Origin of the sequence: Nocardioides sp. JQ2195 (genome assembly GCF_012272695.1) — a bacterium.
Classification (GTDB): domain Bacteria; phylum Actinomycetota; class Actinomycetes; order Propionibacteriales; family Nocardioidaceae; genus Nocardioides.
On record NZ_CP050902.1, the window covers coordinates 3,572,435 to 3,596,997 of the forward strand.

General features: G+C 69.9%; 21 protein-coding genes and 1 tRNA gene. 15 read left to right on the plus strand and 7 right to left on the minus strand.

The genetic code is table 11. The annotated features are described in order from the left end of the window. Nucleotides 1-22 precede the first annotated feature (22 nt). Both ncot_RS16980 and ncot_RS16985 read left to right on the plus strand, forming a co-directional pair. Nucleotides 23-2,698 (plus strand): LuxR family transcriptional regulator, encoded by a 2,676-nt coding sequence (locus tag ncot_RS16980; RefSeq protein WP_168618666.1) that lies wholly within the window; start codon nucleotides 23-25, stop codon nucleotides 2,696-2,698. After that, nucleotides 2,695-3,918, plus strand: coding sequence for a benzoate/H(+) symporter BenE family transporter (locus ncot_RS16985; RefSeq protein ID WP_168618667.1), 1,224 nt, complete (start codon nucleotides 2,695-2,697; stop codon nucleotides 3,916-3,918). The genes ncot_RS16980 and ncot_RS16985 overlap by 4 nt, the downstream gene beginning before the upstream one ends. A gap of 156 nt (nucleotides 3,919-4,074) precedes the next feature. Here the strand turns inward: ncot_RS16985 and ncot_RS16990 are convergent, their stop codons facing one another. Then, nucleotides 4,075-5,178, minus strand: coding sequence for an enolase C-terminal domain-like protein (locus tag ncot_RS16990; protein WP_168618668.1), 1,104 nt, complete (start codon nucleotides 5,176-5,178; stop codon nucleotides 4,075-4,077). A gap of 140 nt (nucleotides 5,179-5,318) precedes the next feature. Between ncot_RS16990 and ncot_RS16995 the strand changes: the two genes are divergently transcribed. Continuing rightward, nucleotides 5,319-6,314, plus strand: a complete 996-nt coding sequence (locus ncot_RS16995; protein ID WP_168618669.1) for a pirin family protein — start codon at nucleotides 5,319-5,321, stop codon at nucleotides 6,312-6,314. A gap of 49 nt (nucleotides 6,315-6,363) precedes the next feature. Beyond that, the gene (nemA, locus tag ncot_RS17000) at nucleotides 6,364-7,494 is read left to right on the plus strand and encodes an N-ethylmaleimide reductase (RefSeq protein WP_168618670.1); all 1,131 of its coding nucleotides are present in this window, start codon (nucleotides 6,364-6,366) and stop codon (nucleotides 7,492-7,494) included. On the opposite strand, the gene ncot_RS17005 is transcribed toward nemA, so the two are convergent. Next, on the minus strand, nucleotides 7,491-8,720 hold the full coding sequence (locus ncot_RS17005; protein ID WP_168618671.1) for a homogentisate 1,2-dioxygenase domain-containing protein: 1,230 nt from the start codon (nucleotides 8,718-8,720) through the stop codon (nucleotides 7,491-7,493). The genes nemA and ncot_RS17005 overlap by 4 nt on opposite strands. Before the next feature lie 75 nt (nucleotides 8,721-8,795). Between ncot_RS17005 and ncot_RS17010 the strand changes: the two genes are divergently transcribed. Genes ncot_RS17010 through ncot_RS17020 form a run of 3 tightly spaced genes read left to right on the plus strand, consistent with a single transcriptional unit; the run spans nucleotide 8,796 to nucleotide 11,332 of the window. Continuing rightward, nucleotides 8,796-9,683, plus strand: a complete 888-nt coding sequence (locus tag ncot_RS17010) for a hypothetical protein (protein WP_240937948.1) — start codon at nucleotides 8,796-8,798, stop codon at nucleotides 9,681-9,683. Beyond that, nucleotides 9,683-10,900, plus strand: coding sequence for a fumarylacetoacetase (gene fahA, locus ncot_RS17015; RefSeq protein WP_168618672.1), 1,218 nt, complete (start codon nucleotides 9,683-9,685; stop codon nucleotides 10,898-10,900). Before ncot_RS17010 ends, fahA begins: the two co-directional genes overlap by 1 nt. Nucleotides 10,901-10,939: 39 nt before the next feature. Beyond that, nucleotides 10,940-11,332, plus strand: a complete 393-nt coding sequence (locus ncot_RS17020; protein WP_168618673.1) for a VOC family protein — start codon at nucleotides 10,940-10,942, stop codon at nucleotides 11,330-11,332. A 32-nt stretch (nucleotides 11,333-11,364) separates the two neighbouring features. Here ncot_RS17020 and kynA read toward each other — a convergent pair whose 3' ends face one another. Next, a complete protein-coding gene (gene kynA, locus ncot_RS17025; RefSeq protein WP_168618674.1) occupies nucleotides 11,365-12,234 on the minus strand; it encodes a tryptophan 2,3-dioxygenase in 870 nt (289 codons plus the stop codon). A 55-nt stretch (nucleotides 12,235-12,289) separates the two neighbouring features. Here kynA and ncot_RS17030 point away from each other — a divergent pair, with 55 nt between their 5' ends. Further along, nucleotides 12,290-13,207: a metallophosphoesterase gene (locus ncot_RS17030; protein WP_240937949.1), complete on the plus strand. Its 918-nt coding sequence runs from the start codon at nucleotides 12,290-12,292 to the stop codon at nucleotides 13,205-13,207. A 55-nt stretch (nucleotides 13,208-13,262) separates the two neighbouring features. On the opposite strand, the gene ncot_RS17035 is transcribed toward ncot_RS17030, so the two are convergent. Together ncot_RS17035 and ncot_RS17040 are read right to left on the minus strand one after the other, a co-directional pair. After that, nucleotides 13,263-14,612 (minus strand): MFS transporter, encoded by a 1,350-nt coding sequence (locus ncot_RS17035; protein WP_168618676.1) that lies wholly within the window; start codon nucleotides 14,610-14,612, stop codon nucleotides 13,263-13,265. 135 nt (nucleotides 14,613-14,747) lie between these two features. Further along, a tRNA-Tyr gene (locus ncot_RS17040) sits at nucleotides 14,748-14,828 on the minus strand. Between the two features lie 111 nt (nucleotides 14,829-14,939). On the opposite strand from ncot_RS17040, the gene ncot_RS17045 reads away from it, so the two are divergent. The 4 genes from ncot_RS17045 to ncot_RS17060 all read left to right on the plus strand — a co-directional run bounded on the left by ncot_RS17045 (nucleotide 14,940) and on the right by ncot_RS17060 (nucleotide 19,256). Then, nucleotides 14,940-15,431 carry a YajQ family cyclic di-GMP-binding protein gene (locus ncot_RS17045; protein ID WP_168618677.1) on the plus strand — a complete coding sequence of 164 codons (492 nt, stop codon included), beginning with the start codon at nucleotides 14,940-14,942 and terminating at the stop codon, nucleotides 15,429-15,431. Between the two features lie 93 nt (nucleotides 15,432-15,524). Beyond that, nucleotides 15,525-15,989 carry an SRPBCC domain-containing protein gene (locus tag ncot_RS17050; protein WP_168618678.1) on the plus strand — a complete coding sequence of 155 codons (465 nt, stop codon included), beginning with the start codon at nucleotides 15,525-15,527 and terminating at the stop codon, nucleotides 15,987-15,989. A 220-nt stretch (nucleotides 15,990-16,209) separates the two neighbouring features. Then, nucleotides 16,210-18,150: a 2-oxoacid:acceptor oxidoreductase subunit alpha gene (locus ncot_RS17055; RefSeq protein WP_168618679.1), complete on the plus strand. Its 1,941-nt coding sequence runs from the start codon at nucleotides 16,210-16,212 to the stop codon at nucleotides 18,148-18,150. Next, nucleotides 18,147-19,256 carry a 2-oxoacid:ferredoxin oxidoreductase subunit beta gene (locus ncot_RS17060; RefSeq protein WP_206065029.1) on the plus strand — a complete coding sequence of 370 codons (1,110 nt, stop codon included), beginning with the start codon at nucleotides 18,147-18,149 and terminating at the stop codon, nucleotides 19,254-19,256. The genes ncot_RS17055 and ncot_RS17060 overlap by 4 nt, the downstream gene beginning before the upstream one ends. 98 nt (nucleotides 19,257-19,354) lie before the next feature. On the opposite strand, the gene ncot_RS17065 is transcribed toward ncot_RS17060, so the two are convergent. Then, nucleotides 19,355-20,200, minus strand: coding sequence for a hypothetical protein (locus ncot_RS17065; RefSeq protein WP_168618680.1), 846 nt, complete (start codon nucleotides 20,198-20,200; stop codon nucleotides 19,355-19,357). 105 nt (nucleotides 20,201-20,305) lie between these two features. On the opposite strand from ncot_RS17065, the gene rarD reads away from it, so the two are divergent. From rarD to paaK, 3 genes are all read left to right on the plus strand, one after another. After that, nucleotides 20,306-21,229: an EamA family transporter RarD gene (rarD, locus tag ncot_RS17070; protein ID WP_168618681.1), complete on the plus strand. Its 924-nt coding sequence runs from the start codon at nucleotides 20,306-20,308 to the stop codon at nucleotides 21,227-21,229. 506 nt (nucleotides 21,230-21,735) lie between these two features. Next, complete coding sequence (gene paaI / locus ncot_RS17075) at nucleotides 21,736-22,194, plus strand: hydroxyphenylacetyl-CoA thioesterase PaaI (RefSeq protein ID WP_240937950.1); 459 nt, start codon at nucleotides 21,736-21,738, stop codon at nucleotides 22,192-22,194. After that, nucleotides 22,191-23,453, plus strand: coding sequence for a phenylacetate--CoA ligase PaaK (paaK, locus tag ncot_RS17080; RefSeq protein WP_168618682.1), 1,263 nt, complete (start codon nucleotides 22,191-22,193; stop codon nucleotides 23,451-23,453). The genes paaI and paaK overlap by 4 nt, the downstream gene beginning before the upstream one ends. A 159-nt stretch (nucleotides 23,454-23,612) precedes the next feature. Here the strand turns inward: paaK and ncot_RS17085 are convergent, their stop codons facing one another. Then, nucleotides 23,613-24,545: a polyprenyl synthetase family protein gene (locus ncot_RS17085; protein ID WP_168619429.1), complete on the minus strand. Its 933-nt coding sequence runs from the start codon at nucleotides 24,543-24,545 to the stop codon at nucleotides 23,613-23,615. Between the last annotated feature and the right edge of the window lie 18 nt (nucleotides 24,546-24,563).

The window sequence follows — 24,563 nt, forward strand, 5'->3', positions numbered from 1 at the left end:
CCGGGCTCGCTAGCGTAGCTGGATGACCACTCACTTCTCGGGGCACGTCTTCGTCGGCCGGTCGGCCGAGCTCGAGTCGCTGCGCCAGCTCGCCGCCACCACGTCCGGCCGCCCCTCGATCGTCGTGGTCGAGGGGCCACCGGGCAGCGGCAAGACCGCGCTGGTCGAGGAGTTCCTGGCCGTGCAGAGTGCCGTCACCGTCCTGCGGGCCGGGGCGTCGGAGTGGGAGTCGGCCCACCCCTATGCGGTGCTCGAGCAGCTCGACGTCGCTCCCGACCCGGCCGATGACCCCGTGGTCGTGGCGCGCGCGCTGCTGCCCGAGCTGCGTCGCCGTACGGCGGGAGACGGTCGCCTCTTCATCGTCGTCGACGGCGCCGACCTCGCCGACGCCGCGAGCCTGAAGGCACTGCACTCCGCCGCTCGGCGGGCGCCCACGACGATCCGGGTCGTCATGACCGCCCGGAACCCGATCCGGGTCGACCTGCCGGACCTGCGACGCCTGCGCATCTCGGAGCTGTCGACCTCCGACGTCCGGCAGCTCGGGCAACAGCACGGGGTGGCGCTGACCGACCGTGAGGCCCGGGCCCTGCGCGACCATGCCGCGGGCAACGCCGGCGTCGTCATCGAGCTGCTGGCCGAGGCCCCGGAGACGCCGTGGACCGACTGGCAGCGCACCCTGCCCGCCACCAGGCGACGGGTCGCCGAGGTGCGCCTCGCGTTGGAGAGCTGCTCCCCCGTGGCGCAACGCCTGCTCGCAGCCGCCGCCGTCCTCGGTGACGACGCCGCCGAGGACGAGGCGATCCGGCTCGCGGACGTCGACGAGGACTCCGTCTCGGCACTCGACAGCGCGGAGGAGGCCCGGCTGCTGCACCGCGACCTCCGCCTGGGCAGCAAGGTCCTGCACTGGGTCGACCCGATGACCCGATCGGCCGTGCTCGAGCTGGTCGGGATGCGGCGCAGCCACGAGCTGCACGCCCGGGCGGTCGAGGTGGTCGAGGACGAGTTCCGGCTGCTCCACCACCGGGTGCTGGCCGACCGCGAACCCAACGCGGCGCTGCTCGTCGAGCTGCGGGAGTTCGCCGAGCGCCAGTCCGCCGAGGGTGCGTGGAGGCACGCGGCCCACGCACTGGTCCGGGCCAGCCGGATGGAACCGGACCGGGCCCGGGCGATGGCCCTGCTGGTCGAGGGTGTCGACGCACTGATCGGGGCCGGTGAGCTGCCCGAGGCCAATCTCTTCGTCGAGGAGCTCGAGGTCGCCCCGCGATCGGCTCGCATCGACGCGACCCTCGCCTACCTCTCGATCCTGCGCGGGCGTCCGGCCGAGGCCGAGCTGCTGCTCGACCGGGCCTGGCAGAGCTGGGACACCGCCCGCCCGGAGGTCCGCTCGCTGATCGGCGTACGCCGGGTGCTGCACCACCTGGCCATGTGGCAGCCCGACGCCATGGTCGAGTGGAGCGACCGCGTGTCCGGGACCGGCAGCCCCGATGCCACCGCAGCCCTCGAGTCCGCGGCGATGCGGGGCATCGGTCTCGCCGCGTGCGGACGGTGGGACGAGGCGCTCGCCTCGTACGACGAGCTGGGCCACCGGGTCCCGACCGGTCCGCAGGCGCAGCGGATCCGGATGGGGCGGGGCTGGATCGACCTGGCCCGCGACGAGCCGGTCTCGGCTCGCCACGACTTCGAGGGCGCCGTCCCGACCCGGTTCCGGATGGGCTCCACCCGGGTCTCGCTGTGGGCCCAGGCCTGGTTGGCCCGGAGCCTGTTCCGCCTCGGCGACTGGGACGAGGCGCTGGCGGTCGTGGCCCGGGCCTCCCGTGAGGTCGCGGAGTCGGAGCACCACCTCCTGCGGCCGCTGGTCCACTGGACCGGGGTGCAGGTCAACGTGCTGCGCGGGGACCAGGCCGCCGCACGCGAGCACCTGCGCAAGGGCGCTGCCGCGGCGCAGGACTACCCGATGATGCAGATCCCGGCGGCGCTGGCCCGGGCCCACTTCGCCGAGGGCGCCGCCAACTACGAAGGCGTCGTCCAGGCCCTCTCCCCGGTGGCGGCGCGACTGGGGAACCGCATCGAGCCGGGGTTCTGGCCGTGGCCGGCGCTGCACGCCAACGCCCTGGTGATGACCGATCGGGTGAGCGAGGCGCGTGCCCTGATCGACGCGCACCACGCGGTGGCGCGCGAGCGTGGCCACCGCTCCGAGCAAGCCGCCCTGGAAGCCGTGCTCGGTCGGATCCACTGCGGCTCGGGTGATCTCGACGCCGGCGTCGCTGCCTTCGAGTCCGCCCTCGAACTGCTCTCCGACCTGCCCCTGCCCTTCGAGCGGGCCAGGGTGAACTTCAGCTACGGCCAGTCGCTGCGGCGGGCCGGCCGACGTCGCGAGGCCGACGGCGTCATGAGGTCCGCCCGCGACGGCTACGCGACCCTGCGCGCGACGACGTACGTCGAACGCTGCGACCGCGAGCTCAACGCCGCCGGGCTGCACACGCGTCGCACCACGAGCCTGACCGACCTCACGCCCCAGGAGACGGCCGTCGCCGACCTCGTCGCGTCGGGACTGAGCAACCGCGAGGCCAGTGAGCAGCTCTACATCTCGGTCAAGACCGTCCAGTACCACCTCACCCGCATCTACGCGAAGCTCGGCATCCGTTCGCGCACCGAGCTCGCTGCCCGGCACGTCCCGACGTCGGAGGGCAGCCCATGACCGAGCTGACCACGGCTCGCCCGCAGCGACCGCACCTGCACGACCTCCGTCGCGATCTCGGCACCACCGAGCTCGCGAACGGACTGATCGCCCTGGTGTTCGCGGCGACCGGACCGGTCGCGGTGATCCTCGCCGTCGGCACGGCCGGTGGCCTGTCGCGTGAGGAGATCAGCTCGTGGATCTTCGCGGTCTTCTTCCTCAACGGCATCATCACGATCCTGGCCAGCTGGTCCTTCCGCCAGCCGCTCTCCTTCTTCTGGACGATCCCGGGCACCGTGGTGGTCGGCAAGTCGCTCGACCACCTGGCCTGGCCCGAGGTCCTCGGCGCGTTCGTGGTCACCGGGGTGCTCATTCTCGTGCTCGGCATGAGTGGCTGGGTGGCTCGCGTGATGTCGTTGATCCCCCTGCCGTTGGTGATGGCCATGGTGGCCGGGGTGTTCCTGAGCTTCGGCACCGACCTGGTCGGCGCCGTCCGCTCCGACGCAGTCATTGCCGCTCCCATGGTGCTGGCCTTCCTCGTGCTCAGCCGTCCCGGGGCCCTGGGACGTTGGATGCCGCCGGTCCTGGGCGCCCTGGTGATCGGCGCGGTGGCCGTCGCCGTCACCGCTGGTTTCACACCCGGCACCGGACCGATCCTCTCGACCCCGACGCTGCAGGCACCTGTCTTCAGCACCTCGGCACTGCTCGAGCTCGTGGTGCCGCTGGCGATCACGGTGCTCGTGGTGCAGAACGGACAGGGCGTCGCGGTCCTGACCGCGGCCGGGCACAGGCCACCGGTCACGTTCGCCACCATCTGCTGCGGCATCGGATCACTGCTCAGCGCCGCCGTCGGAGGCATCTCCTCATGCCTGACCGGGCCCACGAACTCGCTCCTGGTGGCCTCGGGCCAGCGCAGTCGGCACTACGCCGCGGCGATCACCTGCGGCACGCTCGCACTGGCCGTGGGACTGTTCGCACCGCTCTTCGTGCGGTTGATGCTGGCAGCGCCGCCGGCCTACATCGCCACGCTCGGAGGGCTCGCGATGCTGCGCGCACTGCAGGGCGCCTTCGTCGCGTCCTTCGCCCATCGCTTCACGCTGGGTGCCCTGGTGACGTTCCTGGTCACGATCACCGACCTCACCCTGTTCAACGTGGGCGGGGCCTTCTGGGGGATCGTGATCGGCCTGGCCGTCTCGAAGGTCCTGGAGCCCGACGACTTCCACGTCCAGACACCTGCGTAGGACCGCGTCCACTGCTGAGCGGAGCAGGTCTCGATACGCTCGCTGGCGCTCGCCACTCGACCACCGACGGGATCCGCTCGCTGGCGCTCGCCACTCGATCACCGAGAAACAGGGGCTCGACCGTCGAGGGAGGCCGAGGGTGTCTCTCGAGGCCGGTCAGCGGTCCTGGCGGTAGCGGGTGAGCTTGTCCTCGTCGATCTCGATGCCGAGGCCGGGGCCCTGCCGCACGAGGATCTCGCCGTTGCTGATCTCCAGCGGCGTGGCCAGCAGGTCGTCACTCATGTCCAGGAAGTTGGAGAGCTCCCCGGCGCGGCGCGCGGTGGACTCGTAGGCCGCCCCGAAGGCGAGCGTGCACAGCGATCCGACCTGGCTGTCGATCTGGTTGCCCATCACGACCTCGACCCCGAGCGACTCGACCAGGTGGTGCACCCGCTGCGACATGGTGAACCCGGTGCGGGCGGTCTTGATGCTGACCATGGTCGCGGAACCACCGAGGATCTCTCGCGTCACCTCGGCCGGCGAAGAGACGGACTCGTCGGCCACGAAGGGGATGCGGGACTGCTCGACGAGCCAGCGTCGGCCGAGCACGTCGTCGGCGGGGTTCAGCTCCTCGGCCATCGACAGGTCGAGGTCGTCCATCTGGCGCAGGGCGCGGGCCGACTCGGAAGCGGTCCAGCCGCGGTTGCCGTCGATGTAGAGCTCGATGCGGTCGCCGAGGCGTTCCCGGATCGCTCGACAGACGGCGATGTCGAGCTCGATCGGGGTTCGCCCGACCTTCACCTTGAACGTCGAGATGCCGTAGGTCTCCAGCATCCGCTCCGCCTCGTCGGCCATCTTCTGCGGCTCGTCGAAGCCGAGCATGTGGGAGACCCGCATCCGGTCGGTGAAGCCGCCGAGCAGCTGCGTGACGGACACCCCCGTGGCCTGGCCGATGATGTCCCACAGAGCCATGTCGACCGCGCCCTTGGCGGTCGGGTTGGCCACGGTGCGCGCCATCCGGCCGTGGATCAGCTCGCGGTCGTACGGCGACTCCCCGGTGATGGCCGGCGCGAAGATCGAATCGACCACATCCTTGATGGACGCCTGGGTCTCGCCGTAGGTGAACGGACGCGGCGGGGCCTCCGCCGTCCCGACCAGCCCGTCGTCGGTGTGCACCCGCACGAGGATGTGCGAGGCGGTGTGCACCTCACCGCTCGCGAAGACCAAGGGCTTGCGATAGGGGATGGCGAACGGGATCGCCTCCACCTGCGTGATCTTCATGAGCTACCTCCGGGATGCCGTCACCTACTCGATCAGGGTAGAACGACTCATTGAGACAAATCCAAGACTTGTTCTGCGCACAATGAGATGCCACACCTCCCAATCATCGTCCTGCCCGGAGAAGCGTCACACTGGGGATCATGAGCAACCTGGAGAAGGACCCGCCCGAGCTGCGATGCACGACCGGCAACACCGACGACGGCATCGAGATCCTGCCGCCGCGCGAGGTTCCGCTGGGCGGTCCCCGCGCGATGCTGGTGCGGCGCACCCTGCCGCAGCGGCACCGCTCACTGATCGGCGCCTGGTGCTTCGTCGACCACTACGGGCCGGACGACGTGGCCGACTCCGGCGGCATGTCGGTCGCACCGCACCCGCACACCGGCCTGCAGACGGTGAGCTGGCTCTTCACCGGCGAGATCCGGCACCGCGACAGCGTCGGCACCGAGGCGATGGTGCGCCCGGGTGAGGTCAACCTGATGACCGGCGGCCACGGGATCAGCCACTCGGAGGTCTCGACACCCCAGACCACGGTGCTCCACGGCGCCCAGCTGTGGGTGGCGCTCCCCGAGGCCACGCGCGATGCACCTGCGGCGTTCGAGCACCACGCCCCGGAGCCGGTGGAAGGCGACGGCTGGGAGGCCCGGGTGTTCCTCGGCTCGCTGCTCGGATCGACCTCGCCGGTCACCACCCACACCCCGCTGCTCGGGGCGGAGGTCCTGGTCGGGGCCGGCACGACGGTGCGGATCGACGTCGACCCGACCTTCGAGCACGGACTCCTGCTCGACACCGGCTCGGTCACCCTCGACGGGCGCGGAGTGCAGTCGGCCGACCTCGCGTACGCCGCCCCCGGACGCTCCTGCCTCGAGCTCCACGCACTCGAGGACTCACGCCTGCTCCTGCTCGGCGGCCCACCGTTCGGGGAGGCCATCGTGATGTGGTGGAACTTCGTCGGGCGCACCCATGAGGAGATCGTGAAGTACCGCGAGGAGTGGCAGGCACAGATCACCGCCGACGGAGCGGTCGTGGACGACGGGCAGCGGGTCGCCGACGGTCGCTTCGGCGTCGTGGCCAACGAGTCCCTTCCGCCCATCCCGGCGCCCGCGATGCCCAACGCTCGGCTGAAGGAGCGCCGCTAGTCGCTGCCCAGGTGGGAACAGGCGGGACGACCGCACCGTTGTGCCCAACATGTCCGACCTCTTCTCTCCCCTGGCCATCGGCTCCCTGGAGCTGCCCAACCGTGTCTTCATGGCACCGCTCACCCGGATGCGGGCCACCGCCCCCGGCGACGTGCCGAACGACCTGATGCGCGACTACTACGTGCAGCGCGCCACCGCAGGGCTGGTGATCAGCGAGGGCACCCAGATCTCCGCCGAGGGCAAGGGCTACGCCGACACCCCGGGCATCCACAGCCAGGAGCAGGTGGCGGGATGGCGCTCGATCACGGACGCCGTCCATGCCGCCGGGGGACGGATGGCCGCACAGCTGTGGCACACGGGTCGGGTCAACCACGAGTCGCTCCACGACGGGGCGTTGCCGGTGTCGGCCAGTGCCGTCGAGTTCCGCAGTCGCACCTCTCTCAAGGATCCCGACGGCAACGTCGTCCGGGCGAACTGCCCGACGCCCCGCGCCCTCACCACCGACGAGCTCCCCCGGCTGGTCGACGACTACCGCCGCTCCGCCCGGAACGCGCGCGAGGCCGGCTTCGACCTGGTCGAGGTGCACGCGGCGCACGGCTACCTGCTGCACCAGTTCCTCGCCGAGACCAGCAACCACCGCACCGACGAGTACGGCGGGTCGCTGGCGAACCGGGCCCGGTTGCTGCTCGGGGTGGTCGACGCGATCGCCGGCGAGATCGGCGCCGACCGGGTCGGCGTACGCCTGTCCCCGGTGGGGAGCTTCAACGGACTCGACTCCGACGACGACGGCGAGTCCGGGCTGCACGTCGCCCGCGCACTGGCCGAGCGCGGGACCGCGTTCCTGCACCTCTCCGAGCCCGACTGGGCCGGCGGTCCGAGCCTCGACGACGAGTTCCGCACCAAGCTGCGCGACGCCTTCCCGGGCGTGATCGTGGGCGCCGGCAACTACGACGCGGCCAAGGCCGAGCGACTGCTCGACGCCGGGTTCATCGACGCGGCGGCATTCGGCCGCTCGTTCATCGCCAACCCCGACCTGCCGGCGCGGCTCGAGCACGGCCTCGAGCTGAACCCGCCGGTGCCGGAGACGTTCTACGGCGGTGGCCACGAGGGCTACACCGACTACCCGGCCATGGCAGACGCCTGGCCGCCGGCCCACATCGTCCCGAGCGTGCCGACCTAGCTGTTGCTGAAGACCGCCGGCCCACCGTCGTCCCCGCCGGTGGAGCGGCCGGCCCAGGTCCAGGCGTAGGCCGGGTCCTCACCGGCGAGGCCGGCCTCTCCCAGGTCGAGCGGCGCGAACGTGTCGACCATGACTGCCGACTCCTCGAAGAACTCCGCCCCCAGGGACGCCTCGATGGCACTGGGTTGCGGACCGTGGGCGTAGCCGCCCGGGTGGAGCGAGATCGAGCCCAGCCCGATGCCCGAGCCCTTGCGCGCCTCGTAGTCGCCGCCGACGTAGAACATCACCTCGTCGGAGTCGACGTTCGAGTGGTAGTAGGGCACCGGGACCGAGAGCGGGTGGTAGTCGACCTTGCGCGGGAGGAAGTTGCAGACCACGAAGTTGTGGCCCTCGAAGACCTGGTGCACCGGTGGCGGCTGGTGGATCTTGCCGGTGATCGGCATGTAGTCGTCGATGTTGAACGTGTAGGGGTAGAGACAGCCGTCCCAGCCGACCACGTCGAACGGGTGCGTGGCGTAGGTCATCCTGGTGCCGCCGATGCCCCCACCGACCCGGTGCTTGACCAGCACCTCGACGTCGGTGGCCAGCTCGCCCGTGGCCATCTCGGGATCCCACACCGGCCCGTGCAGGTCGCGCTCGCAGTAGGGCGCGTGCTCGAGCAGCTGGCCGTACTTGGACAGGTAGCGCTTCGGTGGCGCGATGTGGCTGTTCGCCTCGATGCAGTAGAGCTGCGACCGCTCGGTCGGCAACCACCGGTGCGTCGTGGCCCGCGGGATGACCACGTAGTCGCCGGCCCGGTAGGACAACGTCCCGAAGACGGTCTCGAGGAGGCCCGCACCGCTCTCGACATAGACGCACTCGTCACCGATCGCGTTGCGGTGGAGCGGGGAGGCGATGGCCGTGACGACGTAGGAGATCCGCACGTCGTTGTTGCCCAGCACGAGGCGGCGGCCGGTGACGGCGTCGGCCTGTGCGTCGAAGCCGAGGTCGTGCAGCCTGAGGTGGCGCGGCTTCAGCGGGTGATTGGGGGTGCGTGCCTGGTCGGGCAGCTCCCACACCTGGGAGTCGACGATCGCCGAGGGCACGCCGCGGTGGTAGAGCAACGACGAGTCGGAGGAGAACCCCTCCTCCCCCATCAGCTCCTCGTGGAAGAGGTTGCCGTCGGCGTCACGGTGCTGGGTGTGGCGCTTGGGCGGCACGTCGCCCGCCAGTCGGTAGTGCGCCATCGCGAGACCCCTTCGTCTGTGTTCGTTCAGCGAACGCCCCTGTCCGCTCAGTCGTTCCTGCGCTACTCTCCCACCGTGTCCGACTCCACGGCAAGCCCCCGCCTGTCCCCCGCCTTCACCGGCCTGCTCGACGATGCCGCGATCTTCCCGCCGGGCAACAGTCCCCTGGAGGAGGCGGTCCCGGCCTTCCTCTCCCGGCGCTCGGAGGAGTACGCCGACCTGGTGGCCTCGTTCGTGGTCAGCGACCACCGGCTCCCCGACCTGCGCACCCTCGTGGGCGCCGGTGCCGACCTCCCGGTCAGCGTGGTGATCGGAGCCGGCGCGGGCGGCATCGCCCCGGCCGCCAGCACGGTCGACCGCCTCGACGGCCTGAGGTTGACCGGCATCGAGGTCGCGCTGCGCGACCCGGCCGACCTCGTTGCCAACGCCCGCCGGGTGATCGCCGGGATCGACCAGGCCCTCGACCTCGGGTTGGTCGACGACGACGTGGCGGTCTTCGTGGAGCTCCCCCAAGAACGACCGAGCGCGGGCTGGTTGGCCGCCGCCGACGAGATCGCCGCTGCCGACCTGGGCCTGAAGTTCCGCACCGGTGGCGTCGAGGCCGACCTCTTCCCGTCCGTCGAGGCGCTCGGTGAGTGGATCACCGCTGCCCTCGACAGGGAGTGCCCGTTCAAGTGCACCGCCGGCCTGCACGACGCAGTGCGGCACACCGACCCCGGGACCGGGTTCACGCATCACGGCTTCCTGAACGTCCTGCTGGCCACGCGCGCCTCCCTCGACGGCGACGACCCCGTGGCGGTGCTGGCGGAGACCGACCCGGCCACCCTGGTCGCACGCTTCCGCGAGCTCGGCCACGACACGATGGCCCGCACCCGGCGCTGGTTCACCGGCTTCGGGTCCTGCAGCGTGACCGAGCCACTCGACGACCTGCACGCCCTCGGCCTGCTCACGAAGGAGTCCTGATGACCGCACCCACCACCTGGGTCACCGGCGCCGCCGGGTCGGCGTACGACGTCGACAACCTGCCGTACGGCGTCTTCGCGACCGCCGACGAGGAGCCGCGCGTCGGAGTGCGGATCGGTGACTTCGTCCTCGACCTGGCCCCGGCTGCGGCCACCGACCTGCTCGAGGTGGCGCACGTCTTCGAGCAGCAGAGCCTCAACCCGTTGATGGCGCTGGGGCGCGAGCGCAACGCCGGCGTGCGCCAGTGGATCGTGTCCCTGCTCACCGACGAGGGAGAGCGGGCCGACGTCGAGCCCCACCTGATCCCGTTGGCCGAGGTGGAGATGCGGATGCCGATCGAGGTCGGTGACTACGTCGACTTCTACGCCTCCGAGCACCACGCCTCCAACGTCGGGAAGATCTTCCGTCCCGACCAGGCGGCCCTGCTGCCCAACTGGAAGCACCTGCCGGTCGGCTACCACGGTCGCTCGGGGACCGTCGTGCCCAGCGGCACCGACATCATCCGGCCGATGGGCCAGCGCAAGGCCCCGACCGACGACGCCCCCACCTTCGGTCCCTGCACGCGGCTCGACATCGAGGCCGAGCTGGGCTTCGTGGTCGGCACCGGGACGGAGCTCGGTGGCCGCGTCTCGATCGATGACTTCGCCGAGCACACCTTCGGCGTGATGGGCCTCAACGACTGGTCCGCCCGCGACATCCAGGCCTGGGAGTACGTTCCCCTCGGCCCGTTCCTCGGCAAGTCGTTCGCCACCTCGATCTCCACCTGGGTGACGCCCCTAGCCGCGCTGGACGCAGCCTGGACCGACCTGCCCGGCCAGGACCCGGAGCCCCTGCCCTACCTGCAGGTCGACGGGCCCGCCGGTCTCGACATCGAGATCGAGGTGCTCCTCAACGGGCACGTGGTCAGCCGCCCGCCCTATCGCACGATGTACTGGTCGCCGGCGCAGATGCTGGCGCACATGACCGTCAACGGCGCCACCGTCCGCACCGGCGACCTCTGGGCCTCGGGCACCGTGTCCGGCGAGGTCGCCGAGCAGCGTGGTTCGTTCCTCGAGCTGAGCTGGGGTTGGCGCGAGCCGTTCCGGGTCGGCGACGAGGAACGGGTCGCCCTCGAGGACGGCGACGAGGTCGTGATCCGCTACACCGCCCCCGGCACCGGCGGTGGCCGGATCGCCCTCGGCGAGGTCAGCGGACGGATCGTCCCCGCCAGCGAGTAACAGGTCGCAGGGCGCTGGGAAGCCCCCTACGTTGGAGTCATGACGTCGATCAAGCAGGTCCAGATCACCTTCGACTGTGCAGAGCCGAGGAAGGTCGCCGAGTTCTGGTGCGAGGTCCTGGGCTACGTGCAGCCACCCGTGGACGAGGACGACGACGACTCGTGGGCCGCTGCCCAGGACCCCACGGGCGCAGGTCCGCGGATGTACTTCCAGCGCGTGCCCGAGAGCAAGGTGGTCAAGAACCGGGTGCACGTGGACGTGCGAGCGGTCGCCGGGCTGGCCGGCGAGGAACGCCTGGCCGCGCTCGAGGCCGAGTGCGCGCGACTCCTCCCCCTCGGCGCCACGCGGGTGCGACTGATGCCGGCCGACGAGGAGAACGAGTCCTGCCTGGTGATGCAGGACGTCGAGGGCAACGAGTTCTGCCTCGATTGAGGTCCCCGAACTGGCCTGTGCCGGCTCCGGGGCTAGGCGCCCAGCGTCGTGCGGACGGCGTACAGCTCGGGGAAGAAGGTCAGCTCGAGTGCCTTCTTCAGGAACGGGGCACCACTGGACCCGCCGGTGCCGGTCTTCATCCCGATGATGCGCTCGACGGTCTTGAGGTGGCGGAAGCGCCAGTGCTGGAAGTTGTCCTCGAGGTCGACCAGCTCCTCGCACGTCTCGTAGGCCGCCCAGTTGTTGCCTGCGTCGGCGTAGATCCCCTGGAAGACCGGCACGAGGTCCTCGCGGAAGGTCCAGGCCTTGGTGACGTCGCGATCGAGGATCTCGATCGGCACCGGGTAGTCGTGCCGGGCGAGGTAGCGCAGGAACTCGTCGTAGAGCGACGGGGCGTGCAGGGCCCGCCGGACGATCTCCAGTGCGGGCGGGTCCGCCTCGAAGACCTTCAGCATCGCGGCGTTCTTGTTGCCGAGCGCGAACTCGACCGCGCGGTACTGCCAGGACTGGAAACCACTGGAGCTGCCCAGCGAGCCGCGGAACTCGGCGTACTCGCTCGGTGTGAGCGTGGCCAGCACCGACCACTGCTCGGTCAACGTCTTCTGGATGTGCTTGACCCGGGCCACGCACTTCAGCGCCGGCGCCAGGTCGTCGACGCGGAGCAGGGCGCAGGCGTGCTCGAGCTCGTGGAGCACCAGCTTGAGCCACAGCTCGGTGGTCTGGTGCTGGACGATGAAGAGCAGCTCGTCGTGGTGCTCGGGGTCGCTGATCGGGCGTTGGGCGGAGAGCAGGGTGGCCAGGTCGAGGTAGCCGCCGTAGCTCATCCGGTCACTGAAGTCGGTGACGACGCCGTCCTCGATGGCTCGGGTGTTGGCGTCGACACCGCTCGTGGAATCGGTCATTGGTTCCTCCCTCAGCCACCGTATCGGGTGCGCAGAGGGGCGTAGGGTCCGAGGCGTGAAGCCCCTCGGCCAACACCCTGCTCCCAGCCACGTGATCGCCCACCTGAGCGACCCGCAGATGCTCGCCGGCCGTGACCTCTTCGGCCGGGTCGACACGGCGGCACGCATGCGCGCTGCGCTGGCCCGGTTGCCCGCGCTCGACCCGGCGCCTGATGCGCTCGTGTTCACCGGCGACCTGGCCGACCTCGGCGAGCCCGAGGCCTACGCCCTCCTGCGCGGCCTGGTCGAGCCCGTTGCCCGGCAGTGCGGAGCCCAGGTGGTGTGGGTGATGGGCAACCACGACGACCGGGCGGCGTACGCCGTGGGGTTGCGCGACGCGCCACCCAGCGACACACCGCAGGACGAGGTGCACGACGTGAACGGCCTGCGGATCGTCTCGCTCGACACCAGCGTCCCCGGCTTCCACCACGGAGAGATCTCCGCGGAGCAGCTCGACTGGCTGGCCGACGTGCTGGCCACCCCCGCCGAGCACGGCACCCTGCTCGCCCTCCACCACCCACCGATCCCGGTGCCGATGCTGGAGGCGGCCGCTCTCATCGAGCTCCAGGACCAGGCCGGCCTGGCCGAGGTGGTGCGTGGCACCGACGTCCGGGCGATCATCGGCGGGCACTTCCACTGCTCCTCGTGGTCGACCTTCGCCGGCATCCCGGTCTCGGTGGCGTCCTCCACCTGCTACACCGAGGACATCGCCGCCGAAGCGCGGCTGACCTCGGGCGTCGACGGGCAGCAGGCGTTCACCGTCCTGCACGTCTATGACGACGCGATCGTGCACAGCGTGGTCCCCGTGGCCAGCGCACCCGAGGTGGTGGGCCACCCGATCGACCTCGCGGAGCAGCTCGAGGCACTGGACCCGGCCGAGCTGTTCGACCTGGTCTCGCGCAAGGACTCGGCGCTCAACGCGCAAGATCTCTGAGCAACCTGCCGCCCTCGTCGAGAGCCTCGCCGCTCGGCCCCGGGCCGAGGGGCGGTCAGACGCCTTCGCTGTCGGCGAACCCGGGATGCACGAAGGGCTCGCCCCGCCGCATCGACTCCACGGCGCCAGGATGGACCCGGTGCAGGTGGGCGATCGCCTTGCGCCGGTAGCGCAGGATCTGGATCGCCCCGATCCCCCAGAAGACGTACTGCGCGCACAGGGCAACGCGGAAGTCGGCCAGGTCGTAGGACGCAGCCCCCCGGGGCTCCCGCCAGTCCAGGATCACCCCGATCAGCGCCATCGTCAGCAGGGACGCCAAGAACCCGCCGATGTTGACCAGCCCGTTGGCCCGGCCGAGCGACTCCTCCGGAGTGAAGCTCCGGGCCAGGTCGAAGCCGACCATCGAGGCGGGGCCACCGGATCCGGTGACGCAGACCAGCACCACCAGCAACGGCAGCGGCGCCGGCCCTCCCCAGAGGAGCACGACCGTCCACAGCACGGCCATCGCGGCGACGATCGAGAGCACGATCCACGAGCGGTGGAACGGGAACCGGGTCACCAGCTTGCCGAGCACGATGCCGCTGACCAGGATCCAGCCGGTCATCACGGTCAGCAGGGTGCCGGCCGCCTCCGGCGACAGGCCCTGCCCCTTCACCAGGAACGGGAACCCCCACAACAGGGCGAAGACCGTCAGCGAGAACTGCGAGGTGAAGTGCGACCACATGCCCAGGCGGGTGCCCGGGTTGCCCCACACCAGCTGCACGGAGCGCGAGAGCGCTCGCAGCTTGATGCGCACCGGCGCCACCCGTTCGTACGGCGAGTCCTTGACGACCAGCAGGACGCCGACCAGCAGCAGCACCCCGAGCGACGAGGCCAGTGCGAAGGTCTTCGTCCACCCGAGGGCGTGCAGTGCCAGGGAGAGCGGAGCGGCGGCGATGATCGCCCCGAGCTGGCCGACCTGTCCGGTCAGCTGGGCCATCATCGGCCCCTGCCGGACCAGGAACCACGCGGTCACCAGGCGCAGCACGCTGACGAAGACCATCGCGTCGCCGGCGCCCAGCGCTGCCCTGGCCAGGACCGCCGCCCCGAACGACGTGCTGAACGCGAAGCCCAGCTGGGCCAGCGTCATCGTGACCAATCCGCTGACCAGGAGGGCCCGGGCCCCGAAGCGGTCGAGCAGCACGCCCACGGGGATCTGCATGCCGGCGTAGACCACCAGCTGCAGCACCGTGAAGAACGCGAGCTCGGTGCCGCTCACGTCGAAGCGGTCGGCAGCGATCAGCCCGGCCACGCCCAACGAGCTGCGGTGGAAGACCGCCAGCATGTAGACGGCCACGGCGACGATCCAGATCACCCAGGCGCGGCGACGACCGATGTCGTGAAGCTGCTCTCGGGACGCCGTCATGGCCTCATCGTCCTCCACGGCCAGCCGCGCCGCCCACCGGCCCGCGGATCAGTCGCGCCGCCGCGCCGCACCCGGAACGAGGAACGGCGTGTGTTGCAGCGTCTCCGCTGAACACACGCCGTGCCGGTCCTGCTGTGGCAGATGAAGGATTCGAACCTTCGAAGCTTTCGCGACGGATTTACAGTCCGCTCCCATTGGCCGCTCGGGCAATCTGCCATGCTGTCCCGGACTTGGCCCGGGCGACAGCAGACGAAAGAATAGCGCAGCCCCAGCCCAGACGAAAAACGCCACCGGCCACCGAGGCCGTGGGCAAGCAGAGGAGAAGTCATGGCCGACTCGTCGTTCGACATCGTCAGCAAGATCGACCGCCAGGAGGTCGACAACGCCCTCGGGCAGACCGCCCGGGAGGTCGCCACCCGCTTCGACTTCAAGGGCACCGGTGCCACCATCGAGTGGCAGGGCGACGAGGCGATCGAGATCACCGCCTCCGCCGACGACCGCGCCAGTGCCGTGCTCGACGTCTTCCAGGGCAAGCTCGTCAAGCGGAACCAGTCGCTGAAGATCCTCGACACCGGCGAGGTCCGCCAGTCGGGCCAGGTCTCGAAGATCTCGATCACCCTCAAGGAGGGCATCTCCTCGGAGAACGCCAAGAAGATCTCCAAGCTGATCCGCGACGAGGGCCCCAAGGGCGTGAAGGCGCAGATCCAGGGCGACGAGCTCCGGGTGTCGTCGAAGAAGCGTGACGACCTGCAGGCGGTGCAGCAGCTGGTGAAGTCGCAGGACTACGACTTCGCGGTGCAGTTCACCAACTACCGCTGAGACGTCGCGTCCGGCGCAGAGGCGCACGCCGAGATCTTCGTGAGTGCGAGGATCTGGCCGTCGGCTGACCAGGAACCCACGAGGAGCACCACGATGCGACCCCCCTCTGCCTCCGTCGAGATCGACGCCCCGCTCGACGCGGTCTGGGCGACCATGCTCGACACCGCGTCGTACGCCGAGTGGAACCCGTTCGTCGTACGAGCCGAGTGCACCGAGCCCCGCGTCGGCGAGCCGATCGTGCTGCACGTGCGCTGGGCCGACGGCAAGGGCACCCGCTCCCCCGAACGCATCAGCGTGGTCGAGCCGCCCGCGACCGACGCGGACGGAGTGGCGCGCGCAACGCTCGCCTACGTCTTCGAGGGCTGGCCCGCCAGGCTCGGCCTGATCAGGGGCACTCGCTTCCAGCGACTCACCCAGCGACCCGACGGCCCCACGACGTACGACACGGTCGAGGAGTTCTCCGGACCGATGGCGAAGTACGCCGGCCCGGGCCGCGTCGCCGACGGGTTCCGGCGTCACGCCGAGGCGCTCAAGCGGCGCTCGGAGTCACTCTCCTGACTCGGGCCTGACGTGGGGCGATCCGCCTCGACGCACGCGGCCGGGTCGGCCCGTGCGCCCACTCAGGGAGACGTCGAGTCGGCCGCTTGTCCGGCGACTAAGGTGGAGCGTGGGAGCAGTCCCATCGGACCGCACGAGATTTATGGAACGTGTTCCAGTTTTGCCATACTCTGGGTATGCCAGTCCGATCACGACACACAGCAGGAAGTAGGTAGGTGGGGTGACCAAGCAGGTCCAGCAGCTCGACCGCGTCATCATCCGGTTCGCCGGGGACTCCGGCGACGGGATGCAGCTCACCGGTGACAGGTTCACCCAGGAGTCCGCGGCGTTCGGCAACGACCTGATGACGCTGCCGAACTTCCCGGCGGAGATCCGCGCACCCCAGGGCACCATCCCGGGGGTCTCGTCGTTCCAGGTGCACTTCGCCGACCACGACATCCTCACCGCTGGCGACTCCCCCGACGTGCTGGTCGCGATGAACCCGGCCGCGTTGAAGGCGAACCTCGGTGACCTGGCCAAGGGCGCGGCGATCATCGTGGACACCCACGACTTCACCAAGCGCAACCTGGCCAAGGCCGGGTACGCGGAGAACCCGCTCGAGGACGACTCCGCCGACTCCCCCCTCGCCGACTTCGACGTGCACCAGGTCGACCTGACCGGGATGACGGTCGAGGCGGTCAAGGACTTCGGGTTGTCCCGCAAGGACGCCGCCCGGGCGAAGAACATGTTCGCCCTCGGCCTGCTGTCGTGGATGTACGGCCGCCCCACCGAGAACACGATCGAGTTCCTGTCCCGCAAGTTCGCCAAGGTCCCCGACATCAGGGACGCCAACATCACCGCGTTCAAGATGGGCTGGAACTTCGGCGAGACCACCGAGTCGTTCATCGTCCAGTACGAGGTGAAGCCGGCCGCGATGGCGCCGGGCACCTACCGCAACATCACCGGAAACCTGGCCCTGTCCTACGGCCTGGTCGCCGCCGGGGTGCAGTCCGGGCTGCCGGTCTTCCTCGGCTCCTACCCGATCACCCCGGCCTCCGACATCCTCCACGAGCTCTCCAAGCACAAGGGCTTCGGCGTCACCACCTTCCAGGCCGAGGACGAGATCGCCGGCGTCGGCTCCGCCATCGGCGCCTCCTTCGCCGGACACCTCGGGGTGACCACCACCTCCGGGCCCGGCGTCGCGTTGAAGGGCGAGGCGATCGGCCTGGCCGTGATGACCGAGCTGCCCCTGCTGGTGGTCAACGTCCAGCGCGGCGGCCCCTCGACCGGTCTGCCCACCAAGACCGAGCAGTCCGACCTGCTCCAGGCCATGTTCGGACGCAACGGCGAGGCCCCGGTGCCGATCGTGGCCCCGCAGTCGCCCGGTGACTGCTTCGCCGCGGCGGTCGAGGCCGCCCGGATCGCGGTCACCTACCGCACCCCGGTGATGCTGCTCTCCGACGGCTACCTCGCCAACGGGTCCGAGCCGTGGTCGATCCCCGAGATCGACGACCTGCCGGTCATCGATCCGAGGTTCGCCACCGCCGACGACCTCGTCGAGGGCCCCGATGGCAAACAGGAGTTCGCACCCTATTCCCGCGACGAGACCACCCTGGCCCGTCCATGGGCGATCCCGGGGACCCCCGGTCTCGAGCACCGCATCGGCGGGCTCGAGAAGGGCGACGGGCACGGCAACATCTCCTACGACCCCGCCAACCACGACCTCATGGTCCGCACCCGCCAGGCCAAGATCGACCGGATCGCCGAGTCCCTGCCCCCGCTGCAGGTCGACGACCCCTCGGGCGCCGCGAAGGTGCTGGTGCTGGGCTGGGGCTCGACCTACGGCCCCATCGGCGCCGGCGTACGCCGCGTGCGCAAGGCCGGCCACAACGTCGCCCAGGTGCACCTGCGCCACCTCAACCCGTTCCCCAAGGACCTCGGCGACATCCTCGCCCGCTACGACAAGGTGCTGGTCCCGGAGATGAACCTCGGCCAGCTCTCCATGCTGCTGCGCGCGAAGTACCTCGTCGACGCGATCGGCTACAACCAGGTCCGCGGCCTCCCGCTCAAGTCGGCCGAGCTGGCCGGCGTGATCGCCGACCTCATCGGCCAGGCGGAAGGCATCGAAGTGAATCTGCAGAGCGACTCGTCCGCAGGCTCTGCGCAGGAGGCAGTCAAGTGAGCACCACCGAAGAACTCCCGTTCCCCGCCCTGCCCAGTGGCGTGAGTGGGGTCCCCACTCTCGGCGAGGGAGAGAAGCAGACCGGCAAGGACTTCACCTCCAACCAGGAAGTGCGCTGGTGCCCCGGCTGCGGTGACTACGCCGTCCTCAAGGCCGTGCAGAACTTCCTGCCCGAGCTCGGCCTGCGTCGCGAGAACGTCGTGTTCATCTCCGGCATCGGGTGCTCGTCGCGGTTCCCCTACTACCTCGACACCTACGGCATGCACTCGATCCACGGCCGCGCCCCGTCGATCGCCACCGGCCTGGCCACCGCCCGCGAGGACCTGTCGGTCTTCGTGGTGACCGGTGACGGTGACGCCCTCTCCATCGGCGGCAACCACCTGATCCACGCGCTGCGCCGCAACGTCAACATGACCATCCTGCTCTTCAACAACCGCATCTACGGGCTCACCAAGGGCCAGTACTCCCCCACCTCCGAGGCCGGCAAGGTCACCAAGTCCACCCCGATGGGCTCGCTCGACCACCCGTTCAACCCCGTCTCCCTCGCGTTGGGGGCCGAGGGCTCCTTCGTGGCCCGCACCATCGACTCCGACCGCTCGCACCTCACCTCGGTGCTCTCCGCCGCAGCCGCCCACCGCGGCACCTCGTTCGTGGAGATCTACCAGAACTGCCCGATCTTCAACGACGGCGCGTTCGACGCGATCAAGAACCCCGACACCAAGGCTGATGCGATCATCCCTCTGGTGCACGGTGAACCGATCACCTTCGGCGCCCGGGACGAGACCACCGGACTCGGTGACAAGGGCCTCGTGCGCGCCGCAGGTGGCGGCGTCGAGGTGGTCCAGGTCGCAGACGCCGGCGTCGAGGCACTCCTCGTGCACGACGCCCACAACCCTGACCCGTCGACCGCCTTCGCGATCTCACGGCTGACCGACTCCGGCTACCTCAACCAGTCACCCATCGGCATCTTCCGCCAGGTCGAGCGTCCGTCGTACGACGACCAGGCCAGGGCCCAGATCCGCACCGCCTCGGAGGCAGCCACCGCGCCCGCGTCCGAGCGACTGGCCAGCCTGATCAGCGGCGGCGACACCTGGACCGTCGTCTAGAGGCCCCGCACGCGAAGGCGGCACGAGCTCGCAGCAACGCCGAGCCGGCACGGGTCGGCGCGATCACGCGTCAACCCGTGCCGACCGGGCGCTCCTGATCAGCTGTAGCGCCTGTAGACGCCCCAGCTGCCCGACTTGAACGTGGCGAACGTGATGTTGTTCTTGGGGATCACCAGGCGGTAGTGCCACTTGCCCGTGGCCGGGGCCACGAGGCGAATCCTGAACTCACCTCGGCGGTTGGTCCGCGGCTTGGCCCAGGTCCGGTAGGTCCCGTGCTCGCGGTGCGAGCGCTGCACGAGGACGCGCTTGCGCTCCCAGCCCGGAGCGATGTCGCCGCTCATGTGGACCCGGCCGTCCCGCGCACGCACCTTCAGGTGGGGGTGCCGAGTGCCCTTGACCTTCTTGCTGGCGGAGGAGGGCTTCACGGTGGTGGTGCCGGCGTAGTAGAGGGCGTAGACCGCGTTGCCCTTCGACTTCGTCCGGAAGGTGAACCTGCCGTAGCTGTTGGGGCCCTTGGTGTCCACCACCTTGAACTCGCTGGCACCCGCCTTCTTCTTCAGCAGGAGGACCTTGTCGCCGTCCGCATTGATGTTGCACCAGGTGTTGGCTGCACAACCGCCCGTGGTCGTCGATGGGTAGGCCTGCACCGAGCCCTTGATCTTGATCGGCTCGTTGTACTTGTACTGCGACTTCGACGACGCCCGGACCCGGCTCGGGATGGTCGGAGCGGCGGCGCGCTGTGCCCGATCGTGCCCGAGGTCGACGTCGAGGTCAGCACGGGTGAACTGTCCGTCCTCGGGCATGGCCGGTGCCTGCGCCGTGACGTCGTCGCCACGGTCGGAACCGTCCGTCGCCGAGGCCGGGACCACGGTGGTGGCCATCAACGGTGCGGTGGCCACCAATGCGGCTCCGAGAGCCGCTGACAGCAGTCGCTTCAGGTGCATGAGTGGGTCCCCCCCAGGAGAGAATCAGTTCCGACAGGTGTCCTGCTACCCCGGTGGCTCGGCCCGGAAACGTCGTGGGCGACCGTGCGCCCTATTGTGTGATGCATGACCGGCGGCCCCATGACGCAGTCGCGGCTCGGCTTCCTGCTGGGCGTCGCGGCGTACACGCTGTGGGGCGCGTTTCCGCTCTACTGGCCGTTGCTCGAGCCGGCGGGTGCGATCGAGATCCTCGCCCACCGGGTGCTGTGGTCCCTGGTCACGGTCGCCCTCCTCGTGGTCGTGACGCGGCGGGTGCCGGCCCTGCGCGCCATCATCGGCACCCCCCGCGTACGCCGCCTGCTCACCGTAGGCGCCGTGGTGATCGCGGTGAACTGGGCGACCTACATCTGGGGAGTCAACAACGGCCACGTGGTCGAGGCCGCGCTGGGCTACTTCATCAACCCCCTGGTGACCGTCCTGATGGGCGTCCTGATCCTGCGCGAGAGGCTGCGCCCTCTGCAGTGGGTCGCCACGGGCATCGCGGCGTGCGCCGTCCTGGTGCTGGCGATCAACTACGGTCGGCCGCCCTGGGTCGCCCTGGTCCTGGCCTTCTCCTTCGGCACCTACGGCCTGGCCAAGAAGCAGGCCAACACCGGGGCCGTGGAGAGCCTCGCCTTCGAGACGATCGTGCTCGCCCCGGTGGCTGCCGCATACGTCGCCTACCTCGTGGCCACCGGCAGCTCGACCTTCGGCAACGAGGGCATCACCCATGCCCTGCTGGTCACCACGACCGGCCTGGTCACTGCCGTCCCCCTGATCTGCTTCGGAGCGGCCGCGATCCGACTGCCGATGGTCACCCTCGGACTCCTCCAGTACCTCGCTCCGATCTTCCAGTTCGCACTCGGAGTGCTGTTGTTCCACGAGGACATGCCGCTGGGCCGCTGGATCGGATTCGTCCTGGTCTGGATCGCCCTGACGATCTTCACCGTCGAGGCGATCAACCACCGTCGCAGACAGCTGCGGCTCACCGCCGAGGCCAGCGCCCTCTGAGGCCTGCTCGACCGCTGAATTCACGGGACACCTGAATTCAAGAAGCGCACCCGGCTGAATTCGAGACGGTTTCGCAATTGCCGGCGACCAGACATCTCCGTTGAATTCTTGACCGAAAGGGGTCAGGTCATCTCGGGATCAGAGTGCTCGCGCCTCTTCCGCCACCGAGTTGAGAATTGATTCCTCTCCACGAGCGACCATGCCGATCGACGAAGAAAGCGGAATTCGTGGGCCCTTCACCTGGCCCAAGCGATAGCTCCACACCGACACCAGCGACGGCAGGGGGGCCGCCGTTCCTCGTGATCGCGCGATCTCCAGGGGACCGGCGCCGTAGGACTCGCGAATCCTGAACAACCCCGGCCCGAGGCCCGACGCCTGGCACCGCATGTGGCCGCCGTACAGCTCAAGGGGTTCGACCGGAACCGCCGCGAGCGCTCAGGAAACGTCGACGGGAGCCACGAGTCTCGGGGCGACTCTGAGCCGGGCTGCGTGACTATCCTGCAGGAGTGACTCCCGATGAGGTTGCCCAGCGATCCGCCGAGGCGATGTGGGCCGATGACCGAGCCAGCCAGTCACTGGGGATGTCGGTGAGCGAGGTCGGCCCGGGCCGTGCCACGGTGGTGATGACCGTGCGACCCGACATGGTCAACGGTCACGCCATCGGCCACGGCGGCTTCACGTTCACCCTCGCCGACACGGCGTTCGCCTTCGCCTGCAACTCCTACAACCGCTCCACCGTGGCGGCCACGGGACAGATCCGGTTCCTCCGGCCGACGCGTGCCGGCGACGTCCTGGTCGCCCGGGCCGTGGAACGGCACCGGGAGGGGCGCGACGGCACCTACGACGTCGTCGTGCGCTGTGGTGACGACGTGGTCGCCGAGTTCGAGGGCCACAGCAAGGAGATCGGCGGCACCCTGTTCCACCGGGGCTCGGCCCGGGAGGACCCTGTGGAGGAGGAGACATGAGTGGCGACATCCCGACCATCGACCGAGCGGCCCTCGAGGAGCTGCAGCTCGAGCGCCTGCGCACGACCCTGCGCCAGGCGTGGGAGCACGTCCCCCACCACCGACGGGCGTTCGAGGCGGCCGGGGTGCGACCGGATGACCTGACCACGCTCGCCGACCTCGCCCGCTTCCCGTTCACCACGAAGGCCGACCTGCGGGACAACTATCCCTTCGGCATGTTCGCGGTGCCGCGCGACCAGGTGAACCGCGTGCACGCCTCCAGCGGCACCACCGGCAAGCCGACCGTCGTCGGCTACACCAGGGACGACATCGACGTGTGGTCCGAGCTGATGGCCCGATCGATCCGTCTCGCCGGCGGCCGGCCCGGCGACGTCGTGCAGGTCTCCTACGGCTACGGCCTCTTCACCGGTGGCCTCGGAGCCCACTACGGCGCCGAGCGACTGGGCTGCACCGTGGTTCCGGTCAGCGGGGGCATGACGTCACGACAGGTCCAGCTGATCACTGACTTCGAGCCGCGGATCATCATGGTCACCCCGTCCTACTTCCTCGCCATCCTCGACGAGATGGAAGCCCAGGGGGTCGACCCCCGACGCACAAGTCTCGAGATCGGCATTTTCGGCGCCGAGCCGTGGACCGACGAGATGCGCCGTGCCATCGAGGAGCGGGCCGGCATCACCGCGGTCGACATCTATGGCCTCAGCGAGGTGATGGGCCCCGGCGTCAGCCAGGAGGCCGCGACCACCCAGGACGGCCTGCACGTCTGGGAGGACCACTTCCTGCCGGAGGTCATCGACCCGGTCACCCATGAGGTGCTGCCGGACGGGAGCGAGGGCGAGCTGGTCTTCACCAGCCTGACCAAGCAGGCCATGCCGGTCATCCGCTATCGCACCCGGGACCTGACCACGTTGTTGCCCGGTACGGCGGCGCCGGCGTTCCGGCGGATGCGCAAGGTCACCGGTCGCACCGACGACATGATGATCGTGCGCGGGGTGAACGTGTTCCCCACCCAGGTCGAGGAGCAGATCCTCGCCGTTCCCGGGTTGGCTCCGCACTACCTGTGCGTGCTCACCCGGCCCGGCAACCTCGACGAGCTCACCGTGCGGGTCGAGGCCGAGACGACCGTCGACCCTGCCCTCGGGGCGACCCTCGCCGAGCGGATCAAGCAGCGGATCGGGGTGAGCGCCCACGTCGAGGTCGTCGAGCGCCACGCGCTGGAGCGTTCCCTGGGCAAGGCCAAGCGGATCGACGACCGGCGCTGAGTCTCGGCTCACTCGGTCAGCCCGGGTTCCGTGTCCGGCATGCAGCGGGCGGCCCGACGAACATGCAGTTGGACTCCGAGCCGCACGAAATGCCCCATTTTGTCCGCTTCTTGGCGCCAACTGCATGTCGGTCAGTACGCCGCAGCAACCGTTGCCCGATCAGGCGGTACGGGTGGCCACCACGTCGGCGAACCCCTCGAGGGCGGCGCGGACCGGGCCCTCGGGCAGCACCTTGAGCAGTTCCTTGGCCTCGCTGGCGCGGGCCACCACGTAGGCCCGGGCCTCGTTCATCGCCGGGTGGACCCGCAGCAGCCCGAGGGCCTCGGCGTGCAGGGCATCGTCGTCGAGGTCCATGCCCAGGAGCTCGACGAGTCGCGCGTCGGCAGGGTCCTCCGAGCGCTGGGCCAGGAGCACCGGCAGCGTCGGCACTCCTTCACGCAGGTCGGTGCCCGGCGTCTTCCCGGACTCGTCACTCTCCGAGGCGATGTCGAGGATGTCGTCGGAGAGCTGGAAGGCCGTGCCGACGATCTCGCCGTACGCCGCCAGGGCGTCCTCGATCTCGCGTGGGGCACCGCTGAAGCGCGCGCCGTAGAGCGCGGAGGTGGCGATGAGTGATCCGGTCTTGCCGGCGACGACGCGCAGGTGGTGCTCGATCGGGTCGGCGTCGGGCGCCGGCTCGAGGGTCTCGAGGATCTGTCCCTCGACCAGCTTGGTGAACGTCTTCGCCTGGATCCGCACCGCGTCGGCCCCGAGGTCGGCGGTGAGCTCCGAGGACTTCGAGAACAGGAAGTCGCCGGTGAGGATCGCGACGTGGTTGTCCCAGCGCGAGTTGGCCGAGTCGGCGCCGCGTCGCAGGTCGGCCTCGTCCATCACGTCGTCGTGGTAGAGCGAGGCGAGGTGGGTCAGCTCGACCACGCAGGCCGCGGTGACCACCTCGTCGGCAGCCGCATCGGGGCCGGTCTCGGCGGCCAGGAGCACCAGCAAGGGACGGAACCGCTTGCCGCCGGCATCCATCAGGTGCCGAGCTGCCGTGGTGACGAACTCCGCTTCGCTGACGATGTGCCCGGTGAGGGCGCTCTCCACCTCGGCCATACGGGCCCGGAGACGGTC